This window comes from Streptomyces sp. NBC_01689, from assembly GCF_036250675.1.
In the GTDB taxonomy this organism is placed as follows: Bacteria; Actinomycetota; Actinomycetes; order Streptomycetales; family Streptomycetaceae; genus Streptomyces.
Map to the genome: position 1 here is coordinate 6676196 of NZ_CP109592.1, position 23851 is coordinate 6700046.

Sequence of the window (23851 nt, forward strand, 5' to 3'; positions counted from 1 at the left end):
CGGTCGCGCCAGCCGGGAAGCGGGAGGGGTCAGACGGTCGCGGGAGCGGTCTTGGCCAGCGGCTCGGAGGCCGGGGCCGGGGTGCCGACGACGGGCCGGAACGGCGCGAGGGCGGGCAGGTCCGGGGTGCGGCCGGCGTGCTTGTTGCAGAGGTTCACGGCCTGGCGCAGCGTGGTGTGCGGGGCGCGGATGCGGGCCCAGCCGCCGGAGGAGTCGCCGGTCACGGCGATGCCGGGGGTCTCGGTGGGGATCTGGATGGCGGCGAGGACGGCGTCGGGGGCGATGTCGCCGAAGGCCATGTTGGCGGAGGATTCGTCGTTGACGCGGTGGGCAGTGCGGCCTGTGAGCTGGGCTCGGAGCATGGTGATGCCCTTGCCGAGTTCGGAGCCGAAGCGCTGCCCGCAGATCTCCAGATAGATCCCGGCGGCCCGGCCGAGCTGGGCGAGGCGGACCAGGGCGGTGATGATGCGGTCCCGGCGCTTCTCCTCGTCCTTCGTGGCGAAGAGGGCGAGTTCGGCTACCTCGTCGACCAGGACCACGATCGGGACCGGGCGCAGGTGGTCGGGGAGGTCCCAGATGTCGGCGGCGATCTCCGCATCGGGCACATTGACCGTGATCCGCTGCTCGGCCCGGATCACCTGGTACACGTCAGCCATGTGCGTGACGAGGGCTTCGAGGAGGTCGAGGGCGGCATCGGGATTGTCGGCGAGCGCGGAGAACCGGCGAGCCAGCGGGAAGAGTTCCACGCCCTGCTTGCAGTCGATTCCGACCAGCGCGACATCCATCGGGGCGAGGCCGGCCACCAGATTGCGCTGGTAGACGGACTTTCCCGACTCCGTGGCCCCGAGCGTGAGCCCGTGCGGGACCGTTCGGTAGTCGCGGTAGTGGACCGCACCGTCCTCGCGTAGGGCGACCGGGACCCGCATCGGTGCCGGATCGGTCTTGGCGGGCATCTGGACCCGCTTGAGGACGTCGTATCCGGTCATCCGGACCTCGACGACCCCGGAGCGCAGTTCACGTGAGGTGACGCCGTACATCGCGAACGAGTGGCGCAGCCGGTCGCAGGAGGCGGAGACGTCGAAGGCGTCCTGCCCGGGACGGAGCTTGAGCCGGAGCACCAGGCCGGTCCGGGTGGGCCGGAGGCGCAGGATGCGCGGGGCGCGGGATTCGGGGACGGGCCGGTTGGCGAGACGGGCCATGGCCAGGCGCCAGCGCGACGGCGGCACCGTGAGCCCGCAGGCGTCCATCACGGAGGTGTACTGGAACAGGACCCGCACCGCGGCGAAGGCGGCACCGAAGACCAGCCAGTACCAGGCGGGCCGCCGCCACCGCAGGACCAGCGCGGCAGCGACGACCAGCACCAGCGCGACCGTTAACGCGGTCATGATCAGGCCGCCTTCGACGTCGAGCCGGCGGCGGCGAGCGAGGTGACGGCGACCGCGCGGAACGCGATCCCGTGGCGCTTCTGCCCGTTGAACTCGTTCTCCCACGCCGAGGCGACCAGGCCCGTCAGAGCGACGGGGGTGCCCATGGCCAGGTCCTCGGAGACGCCCGGCTGGGGAACGGTGAGCTTGAGAATCTCCACCTCGTCGGGCGTGGAGAACATGACCTCCACCGTCATCAGCGTGACGCCGTCCTTGTCGAGGGCGATCTCACCGGTACGGCGGTCCTTGACCTTCGGCTGCGGGGCCTTGGCGACCATCACGGTCGCGTTCGTGGTGTCGACGGGAATCTGACGCATCGTCTGATCTCCTGCATCTGCGCGATGTTGACCGGCAACTGCCGGTGAGATCAGGAGACCGCGAGAGGCCATGGACGCATCACGGTCCGCATGGACGTTTGGGGACGTCTGAGGTACCGTCAAAACGTCCCTACGTCCTACGGGGAGGACACCTCATGGCGAACGAGCGCCTGCGCGCGGCCATTTCGGCGAAGGGCGAGACCATCCAGTCCACTGCCGACCACGTCGGAGTGGACCCGAAGAGTGTCGAGCGGTGGATCACCACGAACCGCACGCCGCACCGGGGCCACCGATGGAAGGCCGCAACCTTCCTGGGCGTCGACGAGGTCTATCTCTGGCCGACAGTGGAGAAGCAGGCCGAGACCGCGAGCACGTCCGAGCTGGTCACGTACTACCCGCACCGCGGTGCCGTTCCGACCTCCTTGTGGTCCTCGCTGATCGAGGGGGCGACGGATCAGGTCGAAATCCTCGTCTATGCAGGGCTCTTCCTCTTCGACAGCCACCCCGACCTACCCGACCAGCTCGCCGAGAAGGCAACGGCCGGCACGCAGGTACGTGTCCTTCTCGGAGACCCGGACTCGCAGATGATCCGCCAGCGAGGCGAGGAGGAAGGCATCGGAGACGATCTGGCCGCCCGCGCTCGGATAACCCGTCGCTACCTCGAACCGGCAGCCAAGACGCCCGGTGTCGAGATCAGGCTCCACGACACGATCCTGTACAACTCGATCTACCGCTTCGACGAGGACGTGTTGGTGAACCCACATGTCCTCGGAGCTCCCGCAGGACAGAACCCGATCCTGCACTTCCGCTACATCCCCGGTGCTCGCACCTTCCGGCACTACATGCGGAGCTTCGACTACGCGTGGGAGCGGGGTCGGCCCTCCTAGCTCGGATGCCGCTCGGTCGTGCGAGGCTGGAGCCATGGCCCGCGTCGACTACATCAACGATCCCAACGCTCCCAAGGCGAACAGCATCGTCCCCTCGGTCACCGCCGTTGCGCGCAACGAGACCGGGGAGGTGCTGCTCATCCACAAGACCGACAACGACCTGTGGGCCCTTCCCGGCGGCGGCGTCGATGTCGGCGAAGCGGTCGCGGACGCGGCGGTGCGCGAGACGAAGGAAGAGACCGGCTTCGACGTCGAGGTGACCGGCCTGGTCGGCCTCTACACGAACCCCGGCCACGTCATGGCCTACGACGACGGCGAGGTCCGCCAACAGTTCTCGATCTGCTTCACGGCCCGGATCACCGGTGGTGAACTCCGGACCAGCAGTGAGAGCAAAGAAGTGGCGTTCGTGGACCCGAGCAAGCTCGACGAGCTGAACATCCACCCGTCCATGCGGATGCGGATCGATCATGGCCTGGCGAACCGGCCCGAGCCGTACATCGGATAGGGGGCCGGCGCACCGTGGCAACGCCCGCAACATGGACCGCGAGGAAGCCATCCGTCTTGTTCGACGACTCATGACCGACGACTTTGCCGACGAGGACGATGTGGACGGCGCCATAGACAGGCTGGAACGCGGACTCGTCTGCCCGCACATCAGTGACTACATCTTCTGGGATGCCGACCCGGAGCTCACCGCTGAGAAGATCGTCGATCGGGCTCTGTCCTACGAGCCGTTCGCACTCTGAGCCGCGGTCCGCCCCAGCCGTTCCTGGGTCCGCTCGATGGCCGCCGCAAGGTAGGGCCGCGCGTTGCTGATCGCGGTGTGCACCTCGCTGCCGACGTCGTAGCGGACAAGGATCTCTTCGATACGGCGGTCGAAGTCGAAGGACTGGCCGGCGGGACCGGTCGTCATGTCCGCGTAGATCAAGGCATCAAGGATCGGCGCGTCCTCGCGCTCGTAGACGGCCAGTTCAGCCGAGAGGCCACGTTGCTCGGCCTCGTACACGGCGCCGGAGTGATGAGCAACGAGCCGTACGAGCCGATCAGGAGCGCCGAGCCGCACGAGGTGCCGCGCACCGTCGATCGGGTGGAAGCCGGTGTCACGAAGCTCCGGGGCGTAGCCGAGATCGTGGAGCCAGGCCGCGGCCACCAGGAGATCCCGCTCTTCCTCTGGGACAGCCGCGGAGACCTCACGGGCACGAGCCGCTACGGCCTGAGTGTGCAGCCAACGGTTCCCGAGCGGAGGCAACAGAGACTCGGCCAGCTCGGCCGCTCCTTGAGGCGTGTCCAATGCAGAGGGCATGAATCGCACCGTAGCGGAGATCACTACTCAGCCGACAGTCCGAGTCCGGAACCCCCGGAGCAGCAGCGCGGTAAGACTTTCCCTACTTCATCAAGAGCCCGCGCACGGCGCGGGCGCGCGCCGCCTCTGCGGCGCGGCCTGCCTCCTGTCTGCGCCCCGGCTGGCCGCGCCCGGCGGCGCGCTCGGCGACTGCGGGCATGAAGTGGGAGACACCCTCTGTGGCTGGGGCGGTCGGCTCCACGGCTTTAGGCAGCCACTTTGGGGCGAGCCTCTAAGATCATGGCCCCAACGTCGTGCTTTAACGGGCAGGTCCACAGACTGCCCGACTCGCCGGAAGCTTACGGGGCCATGATCACTCGCCCCAAAGCAGCTCCAGCCCAAAGCCGCTCCGCCGACCTAGCTTGTGAACGCGTTACATTTTCAGGGCTGTTCACGCCCCTTTACCTTGCAAGCATGTTCCAGCTCCGCGATCAGTTCAGACACGGAAGAGCTAGGGTTAGGGGGGCTATGATTAACGCGAATAGCCTCGCATTTTTCAGCCCTTGCCTTGGCCTCGGGGTACTTTGAGTAAGGGAAATTGGAAGGCAGTTTCTTTCCGGAAACTCCATGCTTCTTCAATTTGCCAGCCAATGCCTGCACCGTGACCCACGCCCTGTGCTCCTCAAAATGCCAAAGGAGCCAAATTTCGAAACAAGGACTACTTACAGCAATGTGTAAGCTGTTGCGGGATGCAAGTTCGCATGCGGAAGGAAGTGTTGCGTGGGTATCTACGTCAACTACACACCAGACAGAGTCGAATGCATCGCCGTCTTGTTCTTCTCGCCTCCGACGCTGATCGGCCTCACGGACGACGCTTAGAGGGTCTCGGCCAGTTCCGATAGGTCTGACTGATATCACGTGAACGGCTTGAGCGTTGAGGTGTGAAGCGAGGCCCTCAAAATATTGCGGCTCTGTCTTCACTCCTTCCGTGACGATCAGAACCTTCTTGTTTTCCGATCTCCTGCCGCGAGATTTCGAAATCTTCTGCGAACCCCTGACCTGACGGCGACTCACTCATGTTCTCCTACAACCAAGGAAGCGCGTAGATCCTCCCAGGAGACGGCAGGCACCGCTCCGTAACGCCCGCTTAGGTAACGGCGTTCCAGGTTATGATCTGCCTTGACCGGAAAGTCCGTCAAGGGGTAGTACTCTGACGCCCCGGCCCCGTCCTTCTCGGCGAACCAGACGTCCTCCTTCTCCAAGGCCCCTCCGGCTAGGTGCCCCATGAGTGACGTGTCATGCGAAGCAAAGATCAACTGAGCGCCCTTAGCGTTGATCTCCGCATCTCTGAAGAGAGAGATGAAGGCGGCCGTGAGGCGCGGATGCAGGCTTGCGTCAATCTCATCCACGACAAATACATGACCGCTATCGATAGCGCGAAGTGCCGGGATGGCAAGTGACAACCAAGCTACCGTTCCGCTACTTTCATTCTCGATGTCGAGAATATAATCTTCCGCCTGCTCCCCCCCTTTATGCCAAAACTTGATTTTCCGCTTCTGGTCCGCAAGGAAGAACTCCATGAATTCTTCTTTGTTGAAGCGGGAATCATCCCCGAACGTTCCGAACACGCTTTCGGCGACTTTGACTGCCATTTCGAGCACGTCTGGGGCTAGCTCTACATCCTCCACTGTGAGGCGGGAAATTCCCAGGTCTGCGAATTTGAGAAGATTCTCAGCCCTCCATCGAACCGAGTCGCTTTCCATCCATTTCTTAATCGCCCTAATTCTACCCTTTTGCTGATTTTCTGAATATGCTGCGTATTGGATGTGTCGAGTGAGTCGGCGATGTACCCGCTTGATCTGGGTGTGTCCCTCCTTGGCGGCAACTGTCAAGAAAAGATTCTTTGCGTCTGTCTTTCGGGAAATGCGGACGTTTTCGCCCTTCAGGAATCGACCGAAGGTGTAGTTATCAGGACCGACCCCCGATCGATCGAACAAAACCCTGCGGCGTCCTTCTGGGAATGTTGAAAGCCATTCCGCCTTGACTCCCTCGGCGTCGCTTTCGAAGCCGTAGACGTACCTCGTGCCGGTGAGCGTGAAGTCGAACTCGTACGCAGACGTTTGTGTTGCCGAGGGGGCATCCAAGGCGAATGGGTGGTAAGGAAATGTCTCCTCGTCGGTCCATTCTGCGGATTGTTGAATTGCCCTAAGGGAGAAATGAATTGCGTCCAGCAGATTCGTCTTCCCGGAGGCGTTGGATCCGAAAATGCCAACGATCCGGTTGGTTGCAGCCCTCCAGTCGCCGTCGGCTGGCCGTACACCCGCGAAGCTCGACTTCGTCAGTACTAGCTCGGTGGAGTCTCGAATCGATCGATGGTTGGTCACGCGGAACCTGAGCAGCATGGTCACATCACCCTCGAGTGCAGTTTCGTTCCCTCTAGAGAGGATTTCCATCCCCAGGCTTGCTGAAACTGTACCCAGTAGGTCGGCAGGGGGCCAGCCGCTTGCTCCGTCAGTGGTACCTGGGTTGCGGCGTCCTTCACTCGTATCCGCTCTGGAGGTCAGCGGTGCCGCATCCGCCGACCTCCACGGCTACGTCCGCTGTAGGAGTCGACGGCCCTACATCGCATGGGCTAGGTCGAACTGCTTGAGCAGTGATCACGACCGACCGCTGGGCCGTCCCTGGGCCGTGCGAGGTCGACCAAAGCTGACAGGCGGCACCCGTGGGTGACCACCCCCACCCCGCTCTGGCCTGGGCTACCGGAGTTGATCTTCGACACTGGAAGGGTTATGCCGAAGCCCGGAGAAGTGTTCTAGTCATCTTGGGCGGCACCTGCCTGCAGGAGGAACGTTCGAACGTTCTGCTCCAGTGACTTGAGCTGGTCCGGAAGCTGCGAAGTGTTGTAAGCCATTGTCGATCTCCCCTCGGCGTCAGTCACTTGGTGCAGTGTCTGCATGATCCTGAAGAGGGAAACGAGGGTGCCGGCGGTGTCGCTCACCTTGGTCACAGAGGGCTCGAGGCTAGCTGGCCCGTCAAGAATCACGTGGCGTCCGTAGCGGCTTACCTCATCCGCCAGTTCGACGGCGCGTGGCCCGTATCCATCCTTGAAACTTTCCTGGCTCACGTAGACCACACCGTCCCAAGGTTCAACGTCCGTCGGCTTCTTGCGCTCGAGATGACGTCCGAACGTGATCCACGGCTCCAGGTGAGCGTGGAGAGCTACAGCAGCCGAGGCGAAGGACTCATACGAAGATCTTCGAGGATCTCTGCGTTCGCGCATGGAGTCGACCCGCATCTGCATCTTGGCTACAGAACGCGAGGTCCAACCTGTCGCCACTGTTCCAAGAGTTCCCACGGCCGCGCCAAGCACGGCAGCTATGCCAGCATCCATGTGCAGGATGATGCCGTTCGAGATCTGCCGTGGGAGTCGGACCGCAAAGTCTCCAGTGTCGAATGTGTGTCGAAGTGAGCTGCGCGAGCGTCGCCCGAACTGCGAACGGGCTGATCGGTGGGCCGGCCCTCGTCTCGACGGAGCGCTTCTAAGCGCTCCGTCGATCGGACCGTGCCACAGCCGTGCCACATCGTGCGGTCAACCACGGTCAGTGACGGCTCGCCGCAGTCGAGATGCTCCGTTCGCCTAGGCTGCCGCAGCAGCCGGAGTGACCTGGGGAACGGCGCCGCCGACCACGTCCGCCCTTACAAGGCGGATGTCGGCGGTTCGAAACCGTCCGCGCCCACCAGGAAAAAGACCCCCAGCCGATCATGGCTGGGGGTCTTTGACATCCAGATCTGACATCAGTGCCGTGGCTACTCGCGCTGTAGGCGCCGCGTGAGCAGCCGGTCCTGTGACCGACGGCTTCGCGCTGCGTGTCCTGGACGACGTGGGCGGAGACGTTCATCGTGACGGCGATCTGGCTGTGCCCGAGGATCTCCATCACGACGCGGGGATCCACGCCGGGCATCTTTCGACGCGTACTCGGCACCCCAGGCCGACAGGTGGGTAGCGGTCGCGCTCTGCGCCATTTCTCCGGCGCTGGACCCCGAAGCATCCGAGGAGGGATGGTCCCCTGCCCCGCTCCTAAAGCGGGACTTCCTGGAATCACCGTCCGCAGGCTGGCCGACAGGTCCACCCGCTCGCGCCGCGCCTGCGGGCCGGAGGAGTCGACGCGGCCAGTAGTGAGCCCTAGCCTCACGCCATGACTGACGCAGTCGAGGCAGAGGATGCCGTCAAGAACCGCTGTCTGAGAGCGGCCCGCATGCTTGCCTCCTGCGTGAGCTACTTCGTCGAACGGGTCTCGTTCGGGGCCGTGAACGTCGATGATTGTGTGGATGTCTTCCTCAGGGAGGGTCCGCACAAGCCAGACATCGTGATCTCGCTTACCTGTCTGCACCACGTCGAGACAGAAGATTCGACCGCGGTCCAGGGCTCCTTCATCGACGAGATCTTGGTGGAGCACCTCCCGCGGCTGCCACACCCATGGCCTGACGATGCCATCGGTCTCATCGACCGTTCGTCCGAACTACCCGAGTTGGTGCGGCTTCGGATCGCGGGGCCTTCGGAGGTCGATGTCGTCGCATCCTGCCTCACCGTCTACACCGCGATGAGCGACGACGAAGCGAGTATGCCGCTGCAGGGATGAGCAAGGCCCAAGCGGACGCTGCACCGCGGCGCAGCAACCACAGCAACCGACCCCAACCATCAGTGCCCCGCAAAGGCCGTGGAGGGGCTGGTACGACCGTCGGCGACTGATCTCCGTGGAGCTACGGACCATCAGGCACCCATGTCCCTGTCGTGGTCGATCGAACGGGAACTGACGAGCAGTCACGGTTACTGACGGACCGCGCAGATGAGGACGCCGACGGGCCCGGAACCCCCTCGCAGGAGTTCCGGGCGCGTTCGCACCCCGGTACGGAATCCGTCAGAGCATCCAGAGCAGGCCCGCGCCGCCCAGATAACTGGGACTGCGGTCGCTGAGGCCGACGGAGGACGGGGTGAACTCGTGGCAGCCCCGTGCCGTCGGGCCGGTGGTGGTCCCGGGGAAGACCCAGACAGCACCCGGGCCCATGTTCTCGAACGCCGCGCCGACGAACAGCTCGGGCCTGCCGTCCCCGTTCACGTCTCCGACGGCGACCGTCGTGCCGAACGCGTCATCGGATTCCGAGGTGTCCGGGACGTCGGCCGTGTCCTGGGTGAAGGAGTACGATCCGGCGCCGAGCGCACCCGAGCGGCGGCCCGGAATGATGGTGACCTGCCCAGCGCGGGACCTGCCCTCGCGCGGGGTTCCGACCACGATGTCGGCGAGTCCGTCCCGGTTGAGGTCGGCCACGGCAAGTGCGCCGCCGAAGGCGTCGCCCTTGTCACTCGTGCCGGGCACTCCGGCGGTGTTCTGGGTCAGCTGCACCGGCTTGGCGTCGAAGGGGATGCCCTGCTTCGCCCCGTACCAGACCAGGACACGCCCGCCGTGCGCCCCGTCCACGCCGTCCTTGGCGGGCTCGTCGGGGTCGCCGACCACCAGGTCGGCGTACGAGTCGCCGTCGATGTCGCCGGTGGCGGCGATGAGGCCGTTGCCCTGGGCCATGTAGTCGTCGTACATCATCCCGGGGCCCCTGTAGACCTCACCGCCGCTGAGGCCGGCCAGACGGACGGTGATGGCAACCGGGTCGGGGGCACCGTCGTGGTTGAAGTCGCCGAGCGCGACGCTCGCGAGGGAGGGCGTGTTCCGGTTGTACACCCGGGACCCGTAGGTGCCGGTACGGCTGAACGGCCCGGTGAAGTAGACGGAACCGTCGGTACCGGCGACCGCGACCTGCGTCTTGGCTCCGGGGCCGCCGGCGAACACAGCGACATCGCGCCCGTACTCTCTCGCCCCGTCGTGGGGTCTGGCGGGATTCGGCAGGTCGGTGCCGCTCGTCAACCCGTTCTTGCTGCCCCACAGCGCCACGACCGCGCCCGAGTCGTTGCCCTTGGACGTGTCCTCGTAGGGGGCGGCGACCACCAGGTCGGCAAAGCCGTCGCGGTTGATGTCGGCCGTGGCGGTGGCCGCCCCGAACCCGTCGCCCGCCTCGGCCGAGTCCGGCACGCCGGCACTGTTCTGAGTAATGGTCTGCCGCCTGCTTGCCGACAGTCCCGACTTCGATCCGTACAGCACGACGACGGCACCGGCCCCGTCCTTGCCGGCCACGTTCGCGCCCGGTGCGGGCAGAACCGCGTCCCGGTACCCGTCCCCGTTGAAGTCACCCGGTACCGCGCCGTGCACGGCCACCGCAGGGGCGACCGGCCCCAGGGCCGTGGTCCCCAGCGTGACGACCACGGCCACGGCTCTCCATCTCCCCTTGAACCTCTGACGTGTCATACAACCCCCTCCATCTCGGCGCACCGACCGTGCGCCGACAACACGGCGGGATTGTAAAGCCAGGAGATGACGAGAAAGTGGGGTGGAGCCCAGAGGCTTTGCCCCTGGTCAAGTGGCACTCGGGAGGGAAGCAAGGGACTTGCAGGGTGTGGTGGACAACGCACAGATCTTCGGCGTCGTGGAACGCGTCGTCCTGCACGCTGACGGTGATCGCCTACGGTCGCGGACTGGCGGAACGGGCACAGGCCACGTCCATCAGGTCAAGTACTCTCGGCCGGATGCCTCGCCGTCTGAACGCGCCGCGCCGTCTGGTCGTCGACGGGCGTGTGTACATGTGGACGATGCGTCACGACCATCGGAGGGACAACGACGGTCGCCCCGTGGACTGTCGTCAGATCCTCACGATCTCCCCGCAGCCTTCCGGTATCGGGGGTCCGCTGCGCATCGTCTTCGCCGACGGCGCCGGTCGGTACATCCAGGGCGGGGCGCCCTTCGGTTCCGGTGACGTGGGCCTCTCCCGCGGCGCACACCTGAACCTGCACGAACCGGGTGCCGTCCGGGCGTTGCTGGACGTGGCACTCGCCCGCGGGTGGCGTCCGGAGGTACGGGGAGTGCTGGAGGTCGACGGCTGGTCCCTGCTGGAGGCGGTCGCAGCCGCGCGAGCGAGCGACGCCGGTCCCGAGGGCCCGTAGGAGGCGCCCCTCCTCACCCGGTTCGACGGCGTGAGGCCTTGTCGGGTCGTGCCCGGAGCGCACCGGCACGGCGGATGTCGGCGGGTGTCGGACCGGACGGCCGTTGTCCCCGCCTCGTCACGCGGCGTCGGACCAGGGCTTGCCCGCGGCCCAGTGGCTGACCCGGCCGACGAATCCCGGCTCGGCCGTGGTGAACCCGAACGCGGCTCCGAACGGAGTGGCACCTTCCCCCGTGATCAACCAGACGTGTCCACGGTGCGGCCCGGTGACGACCAGGTGCCAGTACATGCCGCATCCGTCCGTCCCGAGGACGATCGACCCGTGGTCGAAGACTCCGTCCTTGGTCCGACCGGATTCCTCCGACGGCTCCTCGTCGTCCTCTTCCCACAGCCATGGCGAGGTGAGGGGGAAGGGCCGGCTCATGTCGCGTTCCGGTCGGCCGTCCCCCCAGTCGTCGGGCAGCTCTGCCAGGCCCACCAGCCCGTAGTCCGGCGGTCCGGAGTACGAGCCGTCGGTGATCTCCGCGACGAAGGTCCGATAGGGCTCCGGCAGGACGACGCGGTGCTCCGCTTCGAAGGCTCGCACCGCTTCCCAGCCCAGCGCGGACCGGCCGCCGTCGTCGTCGACGGAGAAGGCCGCACGGAGCACCGCGAGGTCATGAGGATCTGCCTGCTCGACGTTCATACGGCCATGGATACCAGTCGGCGCTGACAGCGGACCGTCCTCCGCCCATCGGACCTGCTGGCCCATCCGTCCTCCTGGCGCAGCGTCCGCCGTCGTCATCGGCTTGAATACCGGTCTGAACTGCCGTCGCCCCGGGGGAACATGACATGACCGTCACCACGTTTCTGAGATCCGTTCTCGCCGCCACCGTCCTGGCCGCGGTCACTGGCTGCGGAGCGTCGTCCGTGCCGGACGGAGCCGGGGCCACGGCGACGGCCGGTTCGGGAGTCGCCGCGCCGAGTCGTTCGACGAATGTCCAACCCGTCAGCGCCGTCATGCCCGACGTGACCGGCGGCAACGCCGGGCGCGCGTACGAACAGATGCGCTCCGAAATCGACATGGTCTTCAAGGACGCGAGCGGGCGCGGACGTCCGGTGGACGACCCGGCCGGGTGGAAGATCTGCGGCTCCCGGCCGGGACCGTACCAGCAGATCACCGACTATCCGGTGGTCTTCGAGGTGGTCAAGGTCTCGGAGAGCTGTGAGGACGTGACGCCGAAGCGGTGAGCGCCCGGCGAACTCCGCCTCGGTATCGCGCGATCGGCCGGGGCGCGGGGGACGGCCGTTCGGTGCCGGCGGAGGTCGCGCGGGCTTCGTCAGAAGGCGCCGTCGGCGAGGGGCCCGCCCGTTCTGTCGCGGACGGTGACGAGGCCGTTGTCCGACTCGTAGCAGGAGCCGAACGCGGAGGCGATGAGCTTGCCCTCGGCCTGGTGCGGGCCGGTGGGGCCACCGTCGAAATCCGTGAACACCTCGGGATTGTCCAGCGTGTTGCTGCGTCTGTCGGCCCCGGTCACCTTCGTGACGTGCCGGACGGCCGCCTTCTCGGCGGCGGTGCCGTTCCGGTCCACGCAGGACGTGAAATCGGCCGCCTGCGAACCCGCCCCGGAGCCGCCGCGCGAGTCGCTCCCCGCCCGGTTCCCCGCCTCGCCGTGGACGGCGGGGGAGTGCGGGCCGTCGCCGTCCTCGCCGCCGTCGCCCGCCGTACCGGCGATCCCGATGACCACGACGAGGCCGAGGATCCCCAGGCAGCCGAGCCCCGCGACGCGGCCCGCGCCGCGCCGTCCGGGTGGTTCGGGCGCCGGAGAACCGTGGTCCGGTTCTGGTCCCGGTACCGGTGCGGGGCCGCCCCGGCCGGGCTGTCGTAGCCGCTGCGGACGCTCGTGGTCGCTCATGGTCTCCCCTGGGTGCTTCGGGCCGTGCTGTTTACGAGGGGGAGGGAGATGAGCGGGGGTGAGGTTGTCTCATTTTGGGTTGTTTCATCCGGAAGGGGGAGGGTGCCTGCCAGGATTCCTGGCGGGTATCCCGGCGGCTCCGGCGGATGCGGCGGCCGAGACCCCTACGACGGGTTCGCGGGCGGCGTTCCGTAGGCGTGCTTCAGCCTCGCGCGGGCGTCGACCGTCTCCGGGGCCGCGACCTCCGACCAGAAACGGTGGCACGTCACGAACACGGCGAGCTCCCGCTCGCGCTGCCTGAGCTTCTCGACCTCGGCCTGTTCGTCGGCGGTCCAGCCGGGGGACGCCGGGCGCTCCACCTGACGCCAGCCCTTGTCGTCACTGAAGCCGTCCAGGGGTTCCACCGACCAGGGGAGCCGCTTGAGCAGGGCCAGGAGCTCCGCTCGGACCTGATGCAGCTCCTCCTGGCCCGCCAGGAGGTCACTCGGGAAGTCATAGGTCGCAGCCACGCGGCAATGGTACGCCTGTTCGATTTTGGGGTGCGAGTTCCTTCCGGGAGTTCACACGAACGGTTGGTCGACACGGCGTGCCCGAACCGGGGTGGGGGGCGCGGACCGTCCGCGCCGAACTGTCCAGCCGAAGCCGGGCAGGCGTGACCGGGCAGTGGGAATGGACAGCTTGGACTGGACAGCCTGAACTGGACAGTCTCAACTGATGGATTTAGTGTGGCGCCATGGACGACAGCGCCGAGGGCATCTCCGAGTCCGCCGCCCGCGCGGCGCAGGATCTCCGCGTGGCCTTCAACCGGCTGCGGCGACGGATCCGGGAGGTCTCCGAGCGGCAGGACCTCACCCCCTCGCAGGTCTCCGCGCTCACCCTGGTGAGCAAGAGCGGAGCCGCGACGGCCAGCGCGCTGGCGGCCACCGAGGGGGTCCGGCCGCAGTCCATGGCCGCCACCCTCGCGGTCCTCGACCAGCAGGGACTGATCGCCCGCAACCCGGACCCGGGCGACGGGCGCCGACAGCTCGTCACGCTGACCGACGCCGGCCGCGAGCGGGTCGAGGGCACTCGGCAGGCCCGTGGGGAGTGGCTGGCCAAGGCCCTCCAGGAACGCTGTACGGAGGCCGAGCGGCAGAGCGTCATCGAGGCGATGGCCGTACTGGACCGGCTCACCCGCCCGTGATACGCGCCCTCCGCGTACGCGCTCCACGTACGGCCTTCCCGCACGCCCTTCGGCGACCCGCACCGCCTTCCGGCGCCACCGTCACCGCCACGGTCCGCACGGCCGACAGGGTCCGCACGGCCGCCACCGTCCTCACGGCCGACAGGGCCGCCACGACCGTCGCGGTCACCCGCCCCGCACTCCACGCGGCCGACGGCACCGCCGTCCGTACGGCCGCTGCCGACACCGCCCCCGGGCCGTCGACGGCACCGCCCTCCGTACGGCCCACGGCGCCGCCCTCCACGCGGACGGCGCCGACCGCGGCGGGCCGCACCCACCGGCCCGCCTCCCTCCCACCAGGGGGACCGCCCGCCGGAGCCCCGTCGCTCCCGGCGGCGACCCTCCCGTACCCGCACCGGCACACCCCTCCGAAAGGCCTGACCATGGCAGCCACCACGCTCGACCCGCACACCGCCCTCGTCGTCATCGACCTGCAGCACGGCATCGTCGGGAACCCGGGCCTCGCCCCCCACTCCGCCGCCGACGTCGTGGAGCGGTCGGTGCTGCTCGCCGACGCCTTCCGCGAGCGGGGCCTTCCCGTCGTCCTCGTCCGCGTCACCGCGGCTCCCGACGGAGCGGACGCCGTGCCCGGCCGCAACGACGGACCGAGCCGCGCCCGCAGCTTCCCCGAGGGCTGGGACGTCGTCGTCGACGAACTGGCCGGGCACGCCGAGGACATCACCGTGACCAAGCGGAACTGGGGCGCCTTCTACGGCACCGACCTCGACCTGCAGCTGCGCCGCCGCGGGGTCACCCAGATCGTGCTGACGGGCATCGCCACCAGCATCGGTGTCGAGTCCAGCGCCCGCGCCGCCCACGAGCACGGCTACCACGTCACCCTCGCCACCGACGCCATGACCGACCTGGACGGCGAGACCCACCGCAACAGCGTCGAGCGGATCTTCCCGCGCCTCGGCGAGACCGGCACGACCGCCGAGATCGTGGAACTGCTCGCCAAGACCCACGCCTGATCCGGGCCCCGCGTGACCTGATCCGGCCCCGCGTCAGCGGGGAACCGCGTCCTCCACCTCGCGCACCAGCCGCTCCGCGACCGGCACGGGCACCCCGTGCCGGGCCGCGGCCCGCAGCAACGCGCCCCCGATCGCGTCCAGTTCGAGCGGCCGGCCGGCCTCGGCGTCCCGCTGCATGGAGGACTTCGCGCCGGGCGGGAAGGCGTCGTAGCGGGCGAGAGCCGTCGCCGGGTCGGCCGGGGCCCCGCTCGCCCGGCTGACGGCGGCCGTCTCCGCGACGAGAGCCGTCAACTCCGTCCGGTGCAGCGTGCGCACCTCGCCCAGCGGCACCCCGTACCGCGTCGTGAGCAGCGCGAACGGGGCGAGGAACGCCATCTTCGCCCACAGCACCGCGGCCTCGTCGGCCTGTACGCGGACGTCCGGCCCGGCCGCCGCGAGGACCCCGGCGAGCGCGTCCAGCCGCTCGCGGGCCACCGTGTCACCGGTGAGGTCGATCTCCGCGAAGGGGCTGGCGTGGTCGATCACCCCGGGGGCGGTCCGGGTCGACTCGACACGGATGACCGCGGGTGCCACCCGGGCCGGTCCGTACCGGGCGCGCAGGGCCGCGGGGTGTTCGACACCGTTCAGGAACGGGACGAGCAGACCGTCGCCGAGCGCCCGCGCGGGCACCCGGTCCAGCGCCGTGTCCAACGCCGTGTGCTTGACCGTGATCAGGCAGGCGTCGACCGGTTCGCGCAGTTCGGTGTCCGCCTCCACCCGGGCCGTGAACTCCCCGAACCGGCCGCTGCGGACCCGGATTCCGTCCGCGCGCAGCACCTCCGCCGTGGTGTCCCCGGCCAGGCAGATCACCCGGTGCCCGGCGCGCGCCACCAGCGCGGCGAGCAGCCCGCCGACACCGCCGGGGCCCAGTACCGCCACGGTGAACCGCTCGCCACGCCCGTCCCGTACGCCGCTGGCATCGCGCTCGTCGCGTACGTCGCCCACGCCACGCCCGTCCCGTACATCGCGCCCGTCCCGTACGTCCTTCGTCATGTCCGTCCGATCCTCTCGTCGGTCGGCCCCGGAAACGGTGGCCGCCTGGAGTGGATCATGCCGGGCGACGCCGTCCGGCGCCACAGCCGCGCGGACGCGCCCCGGCTCCGGAGGGTGCACCCGGTGCCGGGAACGGGGCGGCCGGATCCGGCGGCCCGAGGGTCAGGGCGGTGCCGTTCGCGCGAGACTGGGCGTATGTGCCGCAGCATCAAGACTCTCCGCCCGCCCGTACTCCCCGAAGAGGCCACCGAGGAGGACATCCACGCCGCCGCCCTCCAGTACGTCCGCAAGGTCTCGGGCTTCCGTGCCCCGGCCGCCCACAACCGCGAGGTGTTCGAACGGGCGGTCGAGGCGGTCGCGGCCGCCACGGCCGAACTGCTGGGAGATCTGGAGGTCCGCGGGGTCACCCGACGGGCGGGCTGAGCCGTCCCTTGGAGAGGCCGGCCGCCGGGATTCGTCACGGGCCGCGGCCAGGACTCGTCACGGGCCGCGCTGGGCGCGGCGTGAGGCGCACGCGGTGTTCCGCCGGTCAGGTGCGCGGTGCTCCGCGGGTCAGGCGCCGGTGCCCGACTCCCGGGGCACGGGCCGGCGCATCAGATACGCGGCGCCCGCGCCGGCGCCGAACAGCGCCGCGAACGAGACTCCCGTGGCGAGCCAGGTCGCGCCCAGCCACTGGCCGCCGAAGTAGCCGAGGGCCACGCTGTACACGGCCCAGGCCAGGCCCGCGAGTATGGACCAGGGCAGGAACTCGCGGACGCGGCGGTGGGCCGCGCCGGCGCCGAGCGAGACGACCGACCGGCCGGCGGGCGCGAAGCGGGCGAGGACGACCAGCGCGCCGCCCGCGCCTCCGCCCCGCGCGAGCACCGCGCCGAGACGTTCCTGCGCGCTGGAGAGCCTGCGGGAGCGGGCGATGGCGCGGTCCAGGCGCTCGCCGCCGCGCCAGGCCAGCCGGAACGCCACGAGGTCGCCGAGGACCGAGGCGGTGGCCGCGGAGAGGGTGAGCGCGAGGATGTCGGGGACCGCGTGCGGCACGGCTCCCGTGGAACCCGCCGCCGCGGCGGTGGCCGCCGTGATGACCAGGACGCCGCTGGGCAGCACCGGCAGGAAGACGTCCAGCAGGACCGAGACGGCCACCGCCGCGTAGATCCACGGGCTGCCCGTCAGCGACCCCACACTCTCCAGCACCGGAACTCCCCTGTACTCCCCCGAAGGCACGACCTCGCCGCTACGTCGCGGGGGAGCGGCAGGGCGGCCTGTGACAGCCATACAGCGTACGCGGCGGGTGTGACAGCGGGGTCACGGGGGGCTTATCTGTTGCTCACGGTGCGTTGACCCCGAGGGGCGGACCACGGGGCGGCGCCCGCCTCCTCGGTGGGTGGCGGGCGCCGTGTCGTACGGGGTCGACCGGGGTGGGCCGAGCCGGCCAGGTCCGTCGCGGAGCGGGTCAGGCCGCGACCGGCTCCGCGGCGCGGTCGTCCTCGCCGGCGGACGGGGCGGTACGCACCGAGAACAGCCGGTCGAGGCCCAGGGCGCCGGAGCCGGTGAAGACCAGCAGGAGCATGGCCCAGCAGAACAGCGCCGACAGCTCGCCGCCGTTCTCGATCGGCCACAGGGCCGTCGACTGGTGCACGTCGAAGTAGGCGTACGCCATCGAACCCGACGCGAGGAACGCGGCGCCGCGGGTGCCGAGGCCCAGCAGGACCAGGGCGCCGCCGACGAGCTGGATCACGGCCGCGTACCAGCCCGGCCAGGCGCCGGAGGGGAGGGAGCCCCCGTCGGTGCCCGCGGCGCCGCCGAGGACGCCGAAGAGGGAGGCCGCGCCGTGCGCGGCGAAGAGCAGGCCTATGACGATCCGGAACAGGCCGATGGCGTACGGCTGGGCGGTGTTGAGGCGGTCGGTCATGTGGGGGGACTCCTTCGGTCTGGTCCGGTCCGTGGGGAACCGGACCGTGGGGGCGGAACCGAGTGAGTCACCAACGTTAGGGTAGCCTAATCAATGCTTGCAAGTTCAACATTCGGCCACGGCCGGACTTCCGTTTCCGGTTCCGTTTCCGTCGTCGCCGCACGTAGCGCCGCCCTCGCCACCGCGTCCGCGTCCGACAGCGTGACCGAATCCACCCCTGGCCTGGCGCCGGCCGCGGTCACCCAGTGGACGCCCTCGGTGGGCACCCCGAAGGCGAACCGCCGTGCGTGCGGGTGTCCCTGACGGTCTCTCAGGTGATACGGGCGACGGGTCACGTCCAGCCCCCCGGTCTCGTGACCGTCGCTCGTGTGCGGACGGCACTGGCCCGTGCTCAGCAGCCGGGCGAGCAGTTCGTCGCCGGTCCGCCTGAGGTCCGGCTCCGGAAGGCGTGCCTCGATGAGCGTGGTCGCGCGGACGGCCGAACCCGGCACCTCCGGGGAGCGCGCGATCCAGGTCCCGTCCACGGCCCGTACGTCGAACCGCGGCCCGAGGACGTCCAGGACGCCCGCCTCGATCAGCGCGGTCATCTCCTCGACGCGCCGGCGGGGCGGTCCGATGGACAGGAAGGCGTTCAGCGGTGTGTACCAGCGGTCCAGGTGCTCCCGGCGGGACCCGCCCCGCAGACCGCCGTGGTCGACGATCAGCCGCACCTCGTTGCGCAGGTCGCGCAGCACGTCCAGGGCGGCCTTCAACGGCCCCCCGACGTTCCCCAGCGCGGCCTGCCGGGCGTCCTCGCGCAGATGGGCGAGCAGCCAGTCGCGCCACTCGCCGGTGCCGGCGAAGCGACGGCCGCCGTAGGGACGCGAGAGGCGGTCCCAGCACCAGCGGTCGGCCTCGGGAACGCCGAACTCGTCGAGCAGAAAGGCCTCCTGGGGATCGGCGTGCGGGACGGCGAGGAAGCGCTCCCTGAACTCCTCCGGGCGGCGGCGCAGTCTCCCGCGGCCCTTCAACAGGCTCTCGTAGTAGACGGTTTCGACCTCCTTGGCCACCAACGGCCATATCTCGCCCAGGAAGTCGGGTGCGGTGCCCGCGTCGGCGCGCCGGCGGAAGCGGGCGACGGTCTCGGGGGTGAGGACCAGCGGGGTGTGCCGGCCGTAGGGCCCCTTCTCGTTGTCGCCGCGGGCCTGGTACGGGACTCCGCGGCGGGAGCCCGCGTACAGCCGGGGCTCCCGGCCCGAGGGGTGGTAGCGCAGGCCCCGCCGGGTCCGGGTGAAGCGGCCGCCGCGGCCGGCCGTCAGCAGCGCCATGTGGTCGAAGAAGTTGAGTCCGAGCCCGCGCAGCAGGACGGGCTCGCCGGGGGCGAGGTCGGCGAGGTCGACGTCGGCCGGGTTGGCGGGCGGGACGTGCCGCAGCCCGTGCCGTCGCGCGTACGAGGCGAGTTCGCGCCGGCCGCGGTCCGCGGCGACCGGCAGGTGGCCCTGCGCGAGGACGACCGCGGACAGGCCGGGCAGGACGCGTCCGTCGTCCAGGGCGAGGGTCTGGCGGCCGCCGGGGCCGTCGTCGAGCCGCACCGCGCGCGCCCGGTGCGTTCGGACGCGGACGGTCTCCGGGGCCGTCCGCACCACCTCGGCGAACACCCACTCCAGATAGCGGCCGTAGTGGGCGCGGGTCGGGTAGTCGTCCGGGCCGAGGTCGCCGGCCGCCCAGGTGTGCAGACTCGGCCCGGGGCGCACGGGGCCCGAGCAGGCCACGCTGTCGTCGGTGAAGAGGGTCACCTGGGAGGCCACGGTGTTCATCAGCAGATGCGGGGACTGCGCGGTGCGCCAGACGCGGCCGGGTCCGGGCGGCGCCGGGTCGACGACGTGGACGGTCAGTCTGGTGTCCGGCGCGAGGAGTTCCGGCGCGGAGGCGCAGAGACGTTCGAGGACGCTCGTGCCTCGCGGTCCGGCGCCCACCACGGCGACGGAGACGTCGGTCGGCTCGGCGGGCCCTGCGGATTCCGCGGTCGGTGCAGACAAGAGGGTGACTCCCGGACATCGTGGGGCACATGGGGCGAACTGTTCCGCCGGAAGCGGACGGTCCGCCTCATCATGCCGTCGTGGGGCGCGGGAGCCGAGACCCGGGCGGCCCGGCGGGCACCCGTTGTGTGATGCGTCACGAGCATCACGGGCGACGCGCGCGACACCCGTACACACCGCCTGCAAAGGGCGGTTGCGGACGACTGCGGGCGTCCGGGACGCCGACGGCCGGGGAGCGCCTCACGGAGTGAGTTCGGACTCCGCGACCGTCCGCAGCCGGGCGCCCCCGCCTCCGCCCGCGCCGTTCCTCCTCCCCGCCCGTGCCTGCTCCAGCCGGAGCCGGGCCGAACGTCCCCGCAGGGTCAGCGTCATGAGCTGGTTGCCGAACCAGGGGCCCCCCGTCCGACGCCAGTTGACGGCGGGACGCGCGCAGCCGCCGTGCCGGGTGAGACGGCGGCCGAGCGCGCGTCCCAGGGCGCTCCACCCGAAGCGGAACCCGAGCCGCATGTACAGGGGTATGGAGTTGTGGACGGGGGAGCAGGTCAGTTGCAGCACGCGGGCGTCGGGACCGGGTGTGCCCTCGGGCCACGCGGGTTCGGCGACGTAGGCGTGGTGGACGTCCCCCGACAGCACGCACACGGTGGCCGGCGCGTCCGGCCCCGCGCCGGCCTCGGCGACCAGCCCGGCGAGCGCGTCGAAGGAGGCGGGGAAGGCGGCCCAGTGCTCCAGGTCGGCCGCGCGGCGCAGCTTCTCCCCGAACCGGGCCCAGCGCGCGCCCCGTCCGCCCCGGCACAGCGCGGCGTCCCACGTCTCGGCGTCGTGCACCAGGTGGGGGAGGAGCCAGGGCAGGGACGTCCCTATGAGGAGGTGGTCGTACGAGCCGGGGGCGTCCAGCGCCTGCTCCCGCAGCCAGCCGGCCTCGCCGGGATCCAGCATCGCCCGTTCGTCCTCGGCGAGCACCCGGGCCGCGCGGGTGTCCACCATCAGGACCCGGACGCGGCCGAAGTCGCGGCGGTAACTCCAGCGTACGGAGGCGGGGTCGGCGTCGGACTGGGCCGCGAAGCCGCGCAGCACGTCCGTGCCGTCGGGGGTCTCGCGGACGGCGGCGTAGAGGGGGTCCTCGGCCAGTTCACGCGGCGAGAGGTTGCCGAGGTGCTGGTGGACCCAGTACGACATCAGGCCGCTGAGCAGCCGTTCGCGCCACCACACCGTGGCCCGGATGTCGGCGACCCAGGCCGCGCTGGTGTTCCAGTCGTCGATGACGTCGTGGTCGTCGAAGATCATGCAGCTGGGCACCGTCGACAGCAGCCAGCGGACCTCGGGATCGAGCCATGATTCGTAGTAGAGGCGGGTGTACTCCTCGTAGTCCGCGACCTGGCTGCCCGGGGGGTCCGCGAGGCTGCGGCGGGCGGTGAGCCACGCCCGGGTGGCGTCCGACACCTCGTCCGCGTACACCTGGTCGCCCAACAGCAGCAGGACGTCCGGGCGTTCGCCGTCCGGCGCGGCGACGAGGCGTCGTGCGAGGGTGTCCAGGGCGTCGGGACCCACCGGGTCCTTCTCGTCGGCGGGGGGAGCCGCCCAGCGGCAGGAGCCGAAGGTGACCCGGACCGCGTCCTGTCCGTCCGGGGTGCGGACGACCGGGGGCGGGAAGGGCGAATCGGGCAGCGGCCAGACACCGTCACCGTCCAGCAGCACCTCGTACGCGCACTCCGTGCCCGGTGTCAGCCCGTCCACCGGCACCAACGCGTAGTGGTGCCCGGCAACTTGGAACGTGCGCGCCTCACCGCGGGCGCCGTCCGCGCAGCGCACCTCGGCGGTGCACGGTCGGCTCGTCTCGACCCAGAAGGTCGCGGACGAGCCGTCGACGTACCTCAGCAGCGGTCCCAGGAGCAGCTCCGCCATGGTGATCACCCTCCTCCGTCGCCCCGTACGGTACGGAACGACGGAGGGGAGCGGGGAGGTTCCGCGCGAAGCGCCGGTTTCGGAGGTGGGGGGTCCGGCGCCGGCTCAGCAGCCGCTGAGGACGGAACTCAGCTTGGACTTCTCGGCGGAGTCGACGGAGAGGTTGTAGTAGTACTTCACCTGGACCCAGGCGCGGACGTAGGTGCAGGCGTACGAGCTGAGCGGGGGCATCCACTCGGCCGGGTCCTGGTCGCTCTTCTGCTGGTTGACGTTGTCCGTGACGGCGATGAGCTGCGGACGGGTCACGTCGTTGGCGAACGCCTGGCGCTGCGCGGTGGTCCAGGCGCCGGCGCCGGAGTCCCAGGCCTCGGCGAGCGGGACGAGGTGGTCGATGTCCAGGTCGGAGGCGGCGGTCCAGGTGGCGCCGTCGTAGACGGAGTACCAACTGCCGCTGGTGGCCGTGCAGGCGGAGTTGGTGACGACGTTCGAGCCGTCGCGCTTGATCACGTACTCACGGGTGTTGCAGGTGCCGCTGATGGTGATCCAGGTGGGGAACAGGTCGCGGTTGTAGCCGGTCCGGTTCTCCGTCTTCACCGAGAGGGAGGCGAGGTAGGTGCGGGCGGTGGCGGCGCTGACCGGGGTGGGCAGGGCGGCGGAGGCGTTGGGGCCGGTGAAGATTCCGGCCATGGCTATCAGGCCGGTGAAGGCTGCGAGTATGCTCAGCCGTCGACGCGCGTAGACCTTCGGCATGCGAACTCCCTTGGAGTGGGGGGACGTTGGAGCGAGCAGGCTCATGCTTGCGCCGGCTCGTTTCCGGGAGGGGTGCGTCAGGTGAGAAGTTAGTGACGTGCTCATGACATGCCAAGACCTGTGACGTCACGATCCTCGGCCGCCGTCGAGGGGACCTTCGGCCCTTACCCGTCCTTTTCGCCGTCCCGTACAGTGGTCGGCGCAGAGGGGGAGTAGCCCTTCGCCGGACCGTCGACATACTGCTCAGCTCGCCTGAGCCGGCGCCCGGAGGCAGGCCACGACCGCGACCCACGGGTGCGCGGAGGCCGGCCGGCGAGACCCTCGGCAGAGCAGTGCACCGCCCGCGCGTACCCGTACGCGAGGGCGTCGACGTGTGCTGCCGTGCCGAGGTGTCGCGTGATCGTCACCGCACTCTCGGTGGGGCGGCCCCCGACCGATCGAGGAATTTTGATCAGCATCACCGTGACGGCGCTCGTCTTCGGCGTCGTCTTCCTTGCCGAACTGCCCGACAAGACCGCGCTCGCCGGGCTCGTCCTCGGAACCCGCTACCGCGCCTCGTACGTCTTCACGGGCGTCGCCGCAGCCTTCGCCGTGCACGTCGCGCTCGCCGTCGCGGCGGGCAGCGTGCTGACCCTGCTGCCGCAGCAGATCGTGCACGCGCTCACGGGCGTGCTCTTCCTGGCCGGTGCCGCCGTGCTGCTGCTGAAGAAGGGCGAGGACGACGAGGAGATCCGCAAGCCGGAGAACCAGACCTTCTGGAAGGTGTCCGGGGCGGGCTTCATGCTCATCCTGGTCGCCGAGTTCGGTGACCTCACGCAGATCATGACGGCGAACCTGGCGGCCCGCTACGACGAGCCGCTCTCCGTCGGCCTCGGCGCGGTGCTCGCGCTGTGGGCGGTGGGCGGGCTCGGCATCGTCGGCGGAAAGGCGCTGATGAAGCGGGTGCCGCTGGAGCTCGTCACCAAGGTCGCCGCGCTGCTGATGCTGGGCCTCGGGGTGTGGAGCCTGTACGAGGCGGTCGCGGGCTGAGCCGCCCGGAGCGGCAGGGTCCCGCCGGAAGCGGTGGCGCCGGGCCCGTCCATTTTGTATCGTAGAGAAACAAAGTGGTTCCCGTCCGCACTCCCTGACCGGCGGGCGGGGCCACCTTGTCCCTCCGGGGGGACCCGGCACCGAGCCTCGGCCGGACCGGCACCCCAACCACTTC

At 69.5% G+C, this 23851-nt stretch carries 26 protein-coding genes and 1 pseudogene; 10 read left to right on the forward strand and 17 right to left on the reverse strand.

Annotated features, from left to right (window positions below):
- Window positions 1-29: 29 nt before the first annotated feature.
- On the reverse strand, window positions 30-1385 hold the full coding sequence (locus OG776_RS28460) for an FtsK/SpoIIIE domain-containing protein (RefSeq protein WP_329326548.1): 1356 nt from the start codon (window positions 1383-1385) through the stop codon (window positions 30-32).
- A gap of 2 nt (window positions 1386-1387) precedes the next feature.
- Complete coding sequence (locus tag OG776_RS28465) at window positions 1388-1741, reverse strand: SCO3933 family regulatory protein (RefSeq protein WP_095854622.1); 354 nt, start codon at window positions 1739-1741, stop codon at window positions 1388-1390.
- Window positions 1742-1896: 155 nt separating this feature from the next.
- On the opposite strand from OG776_RS28465, the gene OG776_RS28470 reads away from it, so the two are divergent.
- The 3 genes from OG776_RS28470 (at window position 1897) to OG776_RS28480 (ending at window position 3374) form a co-directional block, all read left to right on the forward strand.
- Window positions 1897-2628 (forward strand): XRE family transcriptional regulator, encoded by a 732-nt coding sequence (locus tag OG776_RS28470; protein ID WP_329287637.1) that lies wholly within the window; start codon window positions 1897-1899, stop codon window positions 2626-2628.
- Window positions 2629-2662: 34 nt separating this feature from the next.
- Window positions 2663-3133: an NUDIX hydrolase gene (locus OG776_RS28475; RefSeq protein ID WP_329326550.1), complete on the forward strand. Its 471-nt coding sequence runs from the start codon at window positions 2663-2665 to the stop codon at window positions 3131-3133.
- 70 nt (window positions 3134-3203) lie between these two features.
- Window positions 3204-3374, forward strand: a complete 171-nt coding sequence (locus OG776_RS28480) for an e9imm peptide (protein WP_329326552.1) — start codon at window positions 3204-3206, stop codon at window positions 3372-3374.
- On the opposite strand, the gene OG776_RS28485 is transcribed toward OG776_RS28480, so the two are convergent.
- From OG776_RS28485 to OG776_RS28500, 5 genes and pseudogenes are all read right to left on the reverse strand, one after another.
- Window positions 3353-3931 carry an HD domain-containing protein gene (locus OG776_RS28485; protein ID WP_329287632.1) on the reverse strand — a complete coding sequence of 193 codons (579 nt, stop codon included), beginning with the start codon at window positions 3929-3931 and terminating at the stop codon, window positions 3353-3355. The genes OG776_RS28480 and OG776_RS28485 overlap by 22 nt on opposite strands.
- 420 nt (window positions 3932-4351) lie before the next feature.
- Window positions 4352-4984, reverse strand: a complete 633-nt coding sequence (locus OG776_RS42465) for an RloB family protein (RefSeq protein WP_443077293.1) — start codon at window positions 4982-4984, stop codon at window positions 4352-4354.
- Window positions 4981-6312: an AAA family ATPase gene (locus OG776_RS28490; protein ID WP_329326553.1), complete on the reverse strand. Its 1332-nt coding sequence runs from the start codon at window positions 6310-6312 to the stop codon at window positions 4981-4983. The genes OG776_RS42465 and OG776_RS28490 overlap by 4 nt, the downstream gene beginning before the upstream one ends.
- Before the next feature lie 410 nt (window positions 6313-6722).
- On the reverse strand, window positions 6723-7301 hold the full coding sequence (locus OG776_RS28495; protein WP_329326554.1) for a hypothetical protein: 579 nt from the start codon (window positions 7299-7301) through the stop codon (window positions 6723-6725).
- Between the two features lie 416 nt (window positions 7302-7717).
- Window positions 7718-7866: pseudogene (locus tag OG776_RS28500) on the reverse strand (tyrosine-type recombinase/integrase); the annotation flags it as partial.
- Between the two features lie 240 nt (window positions 7867-8106).
- On the opposite strand from OG776_RS28500, the gene OG776_RS28505 reads away from it, so the two are divergent.
- Window positions 8107-8550 carry a hypothetical protein gene (locus tag OG776_RS28505; RefSeq protein ID WP_148013784.1) on the forward strand — a complete coding sequence of 148 codons (444 nt, stop codon included), beginning with the start codon at window positions 8107-8109 and terminating at the stop codon, window positions 8548-8550.
- 279 nt (window positions 8551-8829) lie between these two features.
- On the opposite strand, the gene OG776_RS28510 is transcribed toward OG776_RS28505, so the two are convergent.
- Complete coding sequence (locus OG776_RS28510) at window positions 8830-10263, reverse strand: FG-GAP repeat protein (protein ID WP_148013783.1); 1434 nt, start codon at window positions 10261-10263, stop codon at window positions 8830-8832.
- Between the two features lie 278 nt (window positions 10264-10541).
- On the opposite strand from OG776_RS28510, the gene OG776_RS28515 reads away from it, so the two are divergent.
- Window positions 10542-10955, forward strand: a complete 414-nt coding sequence (locus tag OG776_RS28515) for a hypothetical protein (protein WP_187286005.1) — start codon at window positions 10542-10544, stop codon at window positions 10953-10955.
- 117 nt (window positions 10956-11072) lie between these two features.
- Here the strand turns inward: OG776_RS28515 and OG776_RS28520 are convergent, their stop codons facing one another.
- Window positions 11073-11639 (reverse strand): SMI1/KNR4 family protein, encoded by a 567-nt coding sequence (locus OG776_RS28520; protein WP_329322738.1) that lies wholly within the window; start codon window positions 11637-11639, stop codon window positions 11073-11075.
- A gap of 146 nt (window positions 11640-11785) precedes the next feature.
- Here OG776_RS28520 and OG776_RS28525 point away from each other — a divergent pair, with 146 nt between their 5' ends.
- Window positions 11786-12184: a hypothetical protein gene (locus OG776_RS28525; protein WP_148013781.1), complete on the forward strand. Its 399-nt coding sequence runs from the start codon at window positions 11786-11788 to the stop codon at window positions 12182-12184.
- Window positions 12185-12273: 89 nt separating this feature from the next.
- On the opposite strand, the gene OG776_RS28530 is transcribed toward OG776_RS28525, so the two are convergent.
- Window positions 12274-12849 (reverse strand): hypothetical protein, encoded by a 576-nt coding sequence (locus tag OG776_RS28530; RefSeq protein ID WP_329322739.1) that lies wholly within the window; start codon window positions 12847-12849, stop codon window positions 12274-12276.
- Between the two features lie 164 nt (window positions 12850-13013).
- Window positions 13014-13358 carry a hypothetical protein gene (locus tag OG776_RS28535; RefSeq protein ID WP_148013779.1) on the reverse strand — a complete coding sequence of 115 codons (345 nt, stop codon included), beginning with the start codon at window positions 13356-13358 and terminating at the stop codon, window positions 13014-13016.
- Between the two features lie 224 nt (window positions 13359-13582).
- Here OG776_RS28535 and OG776_RS28540 point away from each other — a divergent pair, with 224 nt between their 5' ends.
- A complete protein-coding gene (locus OG776_RS28540) occupies window positions 13583-14032 on the forward strand; it encodes a MarR family winged helix-turn-helix transcriptional regulator (protein ID WP_148013778.1) in 450 nt (149 codons plus the stop codon).
- A 422-nt stretch (window positions 14033-14454) separates the two neighbouring features.
- The gene (locus OG776_RS28545; protein ID WP_148013777.1) at window positions 14455-15042 is read left to right on the forward strand and encodes a hydrolase; all 588 of its coding nucleotides are present in this window, start codon (window positions 14455-14457) and stop codon (window positions 15040-15042) included.
- Window positions 15043-15075: 33 nt separating this feature from the next.
- On the opposite strand, the gene OG776_RS28550 is transcribed toward OG776_RS28545, so the two are convergent.
- Entirely contained in the window at window positions 15076-16074 is a 999-nt protein-coding gene (locus tag OG776_RS28550; RefSeq protein ID WP_148013776.1) for a ketopantoate reductase family protein, read from the reverse strand.
- A gap of 195 nt (window positions 16075-16269) precedes the next feature.
- Here OG776_RS28550 and OG776_RS28555 point away from each other — a divergent pair, with 195 nt between their 5' ends.
- Entirely contained in the window at window positions 16270-16497 is a 228-nt protein-coding gene (locus tag OG776_RS28555; RefSeq protein ID WP_148013775.1) for a DUF2277 domain-containing protein, read from the forward strand.
- Window positions 16498-16626: 129 nt separating this feature from the next.
- Here the strand turns inward: OG776_RS28555 and OG776_RS28560 are convergent, their stop codons facing one another.
- The 5 genes from OG776_RS28560 to OG776_RS28580 form a co-directional block, all read right to left on the reverse strand.
- Window positions 16627-17259 carry a DedA family protein gene (locus tag OG776_RS28560; protein WP_187286004.1) on the reverse strand — a complete coding sequence of 211 codons (633 nt, stop codon included), beginning with the start codon at window positions 17257-17259 and terminating at the stop codon, window positions 16627-16629.
- 259 nt (window positions 17260-17518) lie between these two features.
- Window positions 17519-17977: a DoxX family protein gene (locus OG776_RS28565; RefSeq protein WP_329322740.1), complete on the reverse strand. Its 459-nt coding sequence runs from the start codon at window positions 17975-17977 to the stop codon at window positions 17519-17521.
- A gap of 86 nt (window positions 17978-18063) precedes the next feature.
- Window positions 18064-19995, reverse strand: coding sequence for an FAD/NAD(P)-binding protein (locus OG776_RS28570; protein ID WP_148013772.1), 1932 nt, complete (start codon window positions 19993-19995; stop codon window positions 18064-18066).
- A 240-nt stretch (window positions 19996-20235) separates the two neighbouring features.
- Complete coding sequence (locus OG776_RS28575; RefSeq protein WP_148013771.1) at window positions 20236-21897, reverse strand: alkaline phosphatase D family protein; 1662 nt, start codon at window positions 21895-21897, stop codon at window positions 20236-20238.
- A 105-nt stretch (window positions 21898-22002) separates the two neighbouring features.
- A complete protein-coding gene (locus OG776_RS28580) occupies window positions 22003-22647 on the reverse strand; it encodes an HNH endonuclease family protein (protein ID WP_148013770.1) in 645 nt (214 codons plus the stop codon).
- A gap of 447 nt (window positions 22648-23094) precedes the next feature.
- On the opposite strand from OG776_RS28580, the gene OG776_RS28585 reads away from it, so the two are divergent.
- A complete protein-coding gene (locus OG776_RS28585; protein WP_148014127.1) occupies window positions 23095-23676 on the forward strand; it encodes a TMEM165/GDT1 family protein in 582 nt (193 codons plus the stop codon).
- Window positions 23677-23851: the final 175 nt, after the last annotated feature.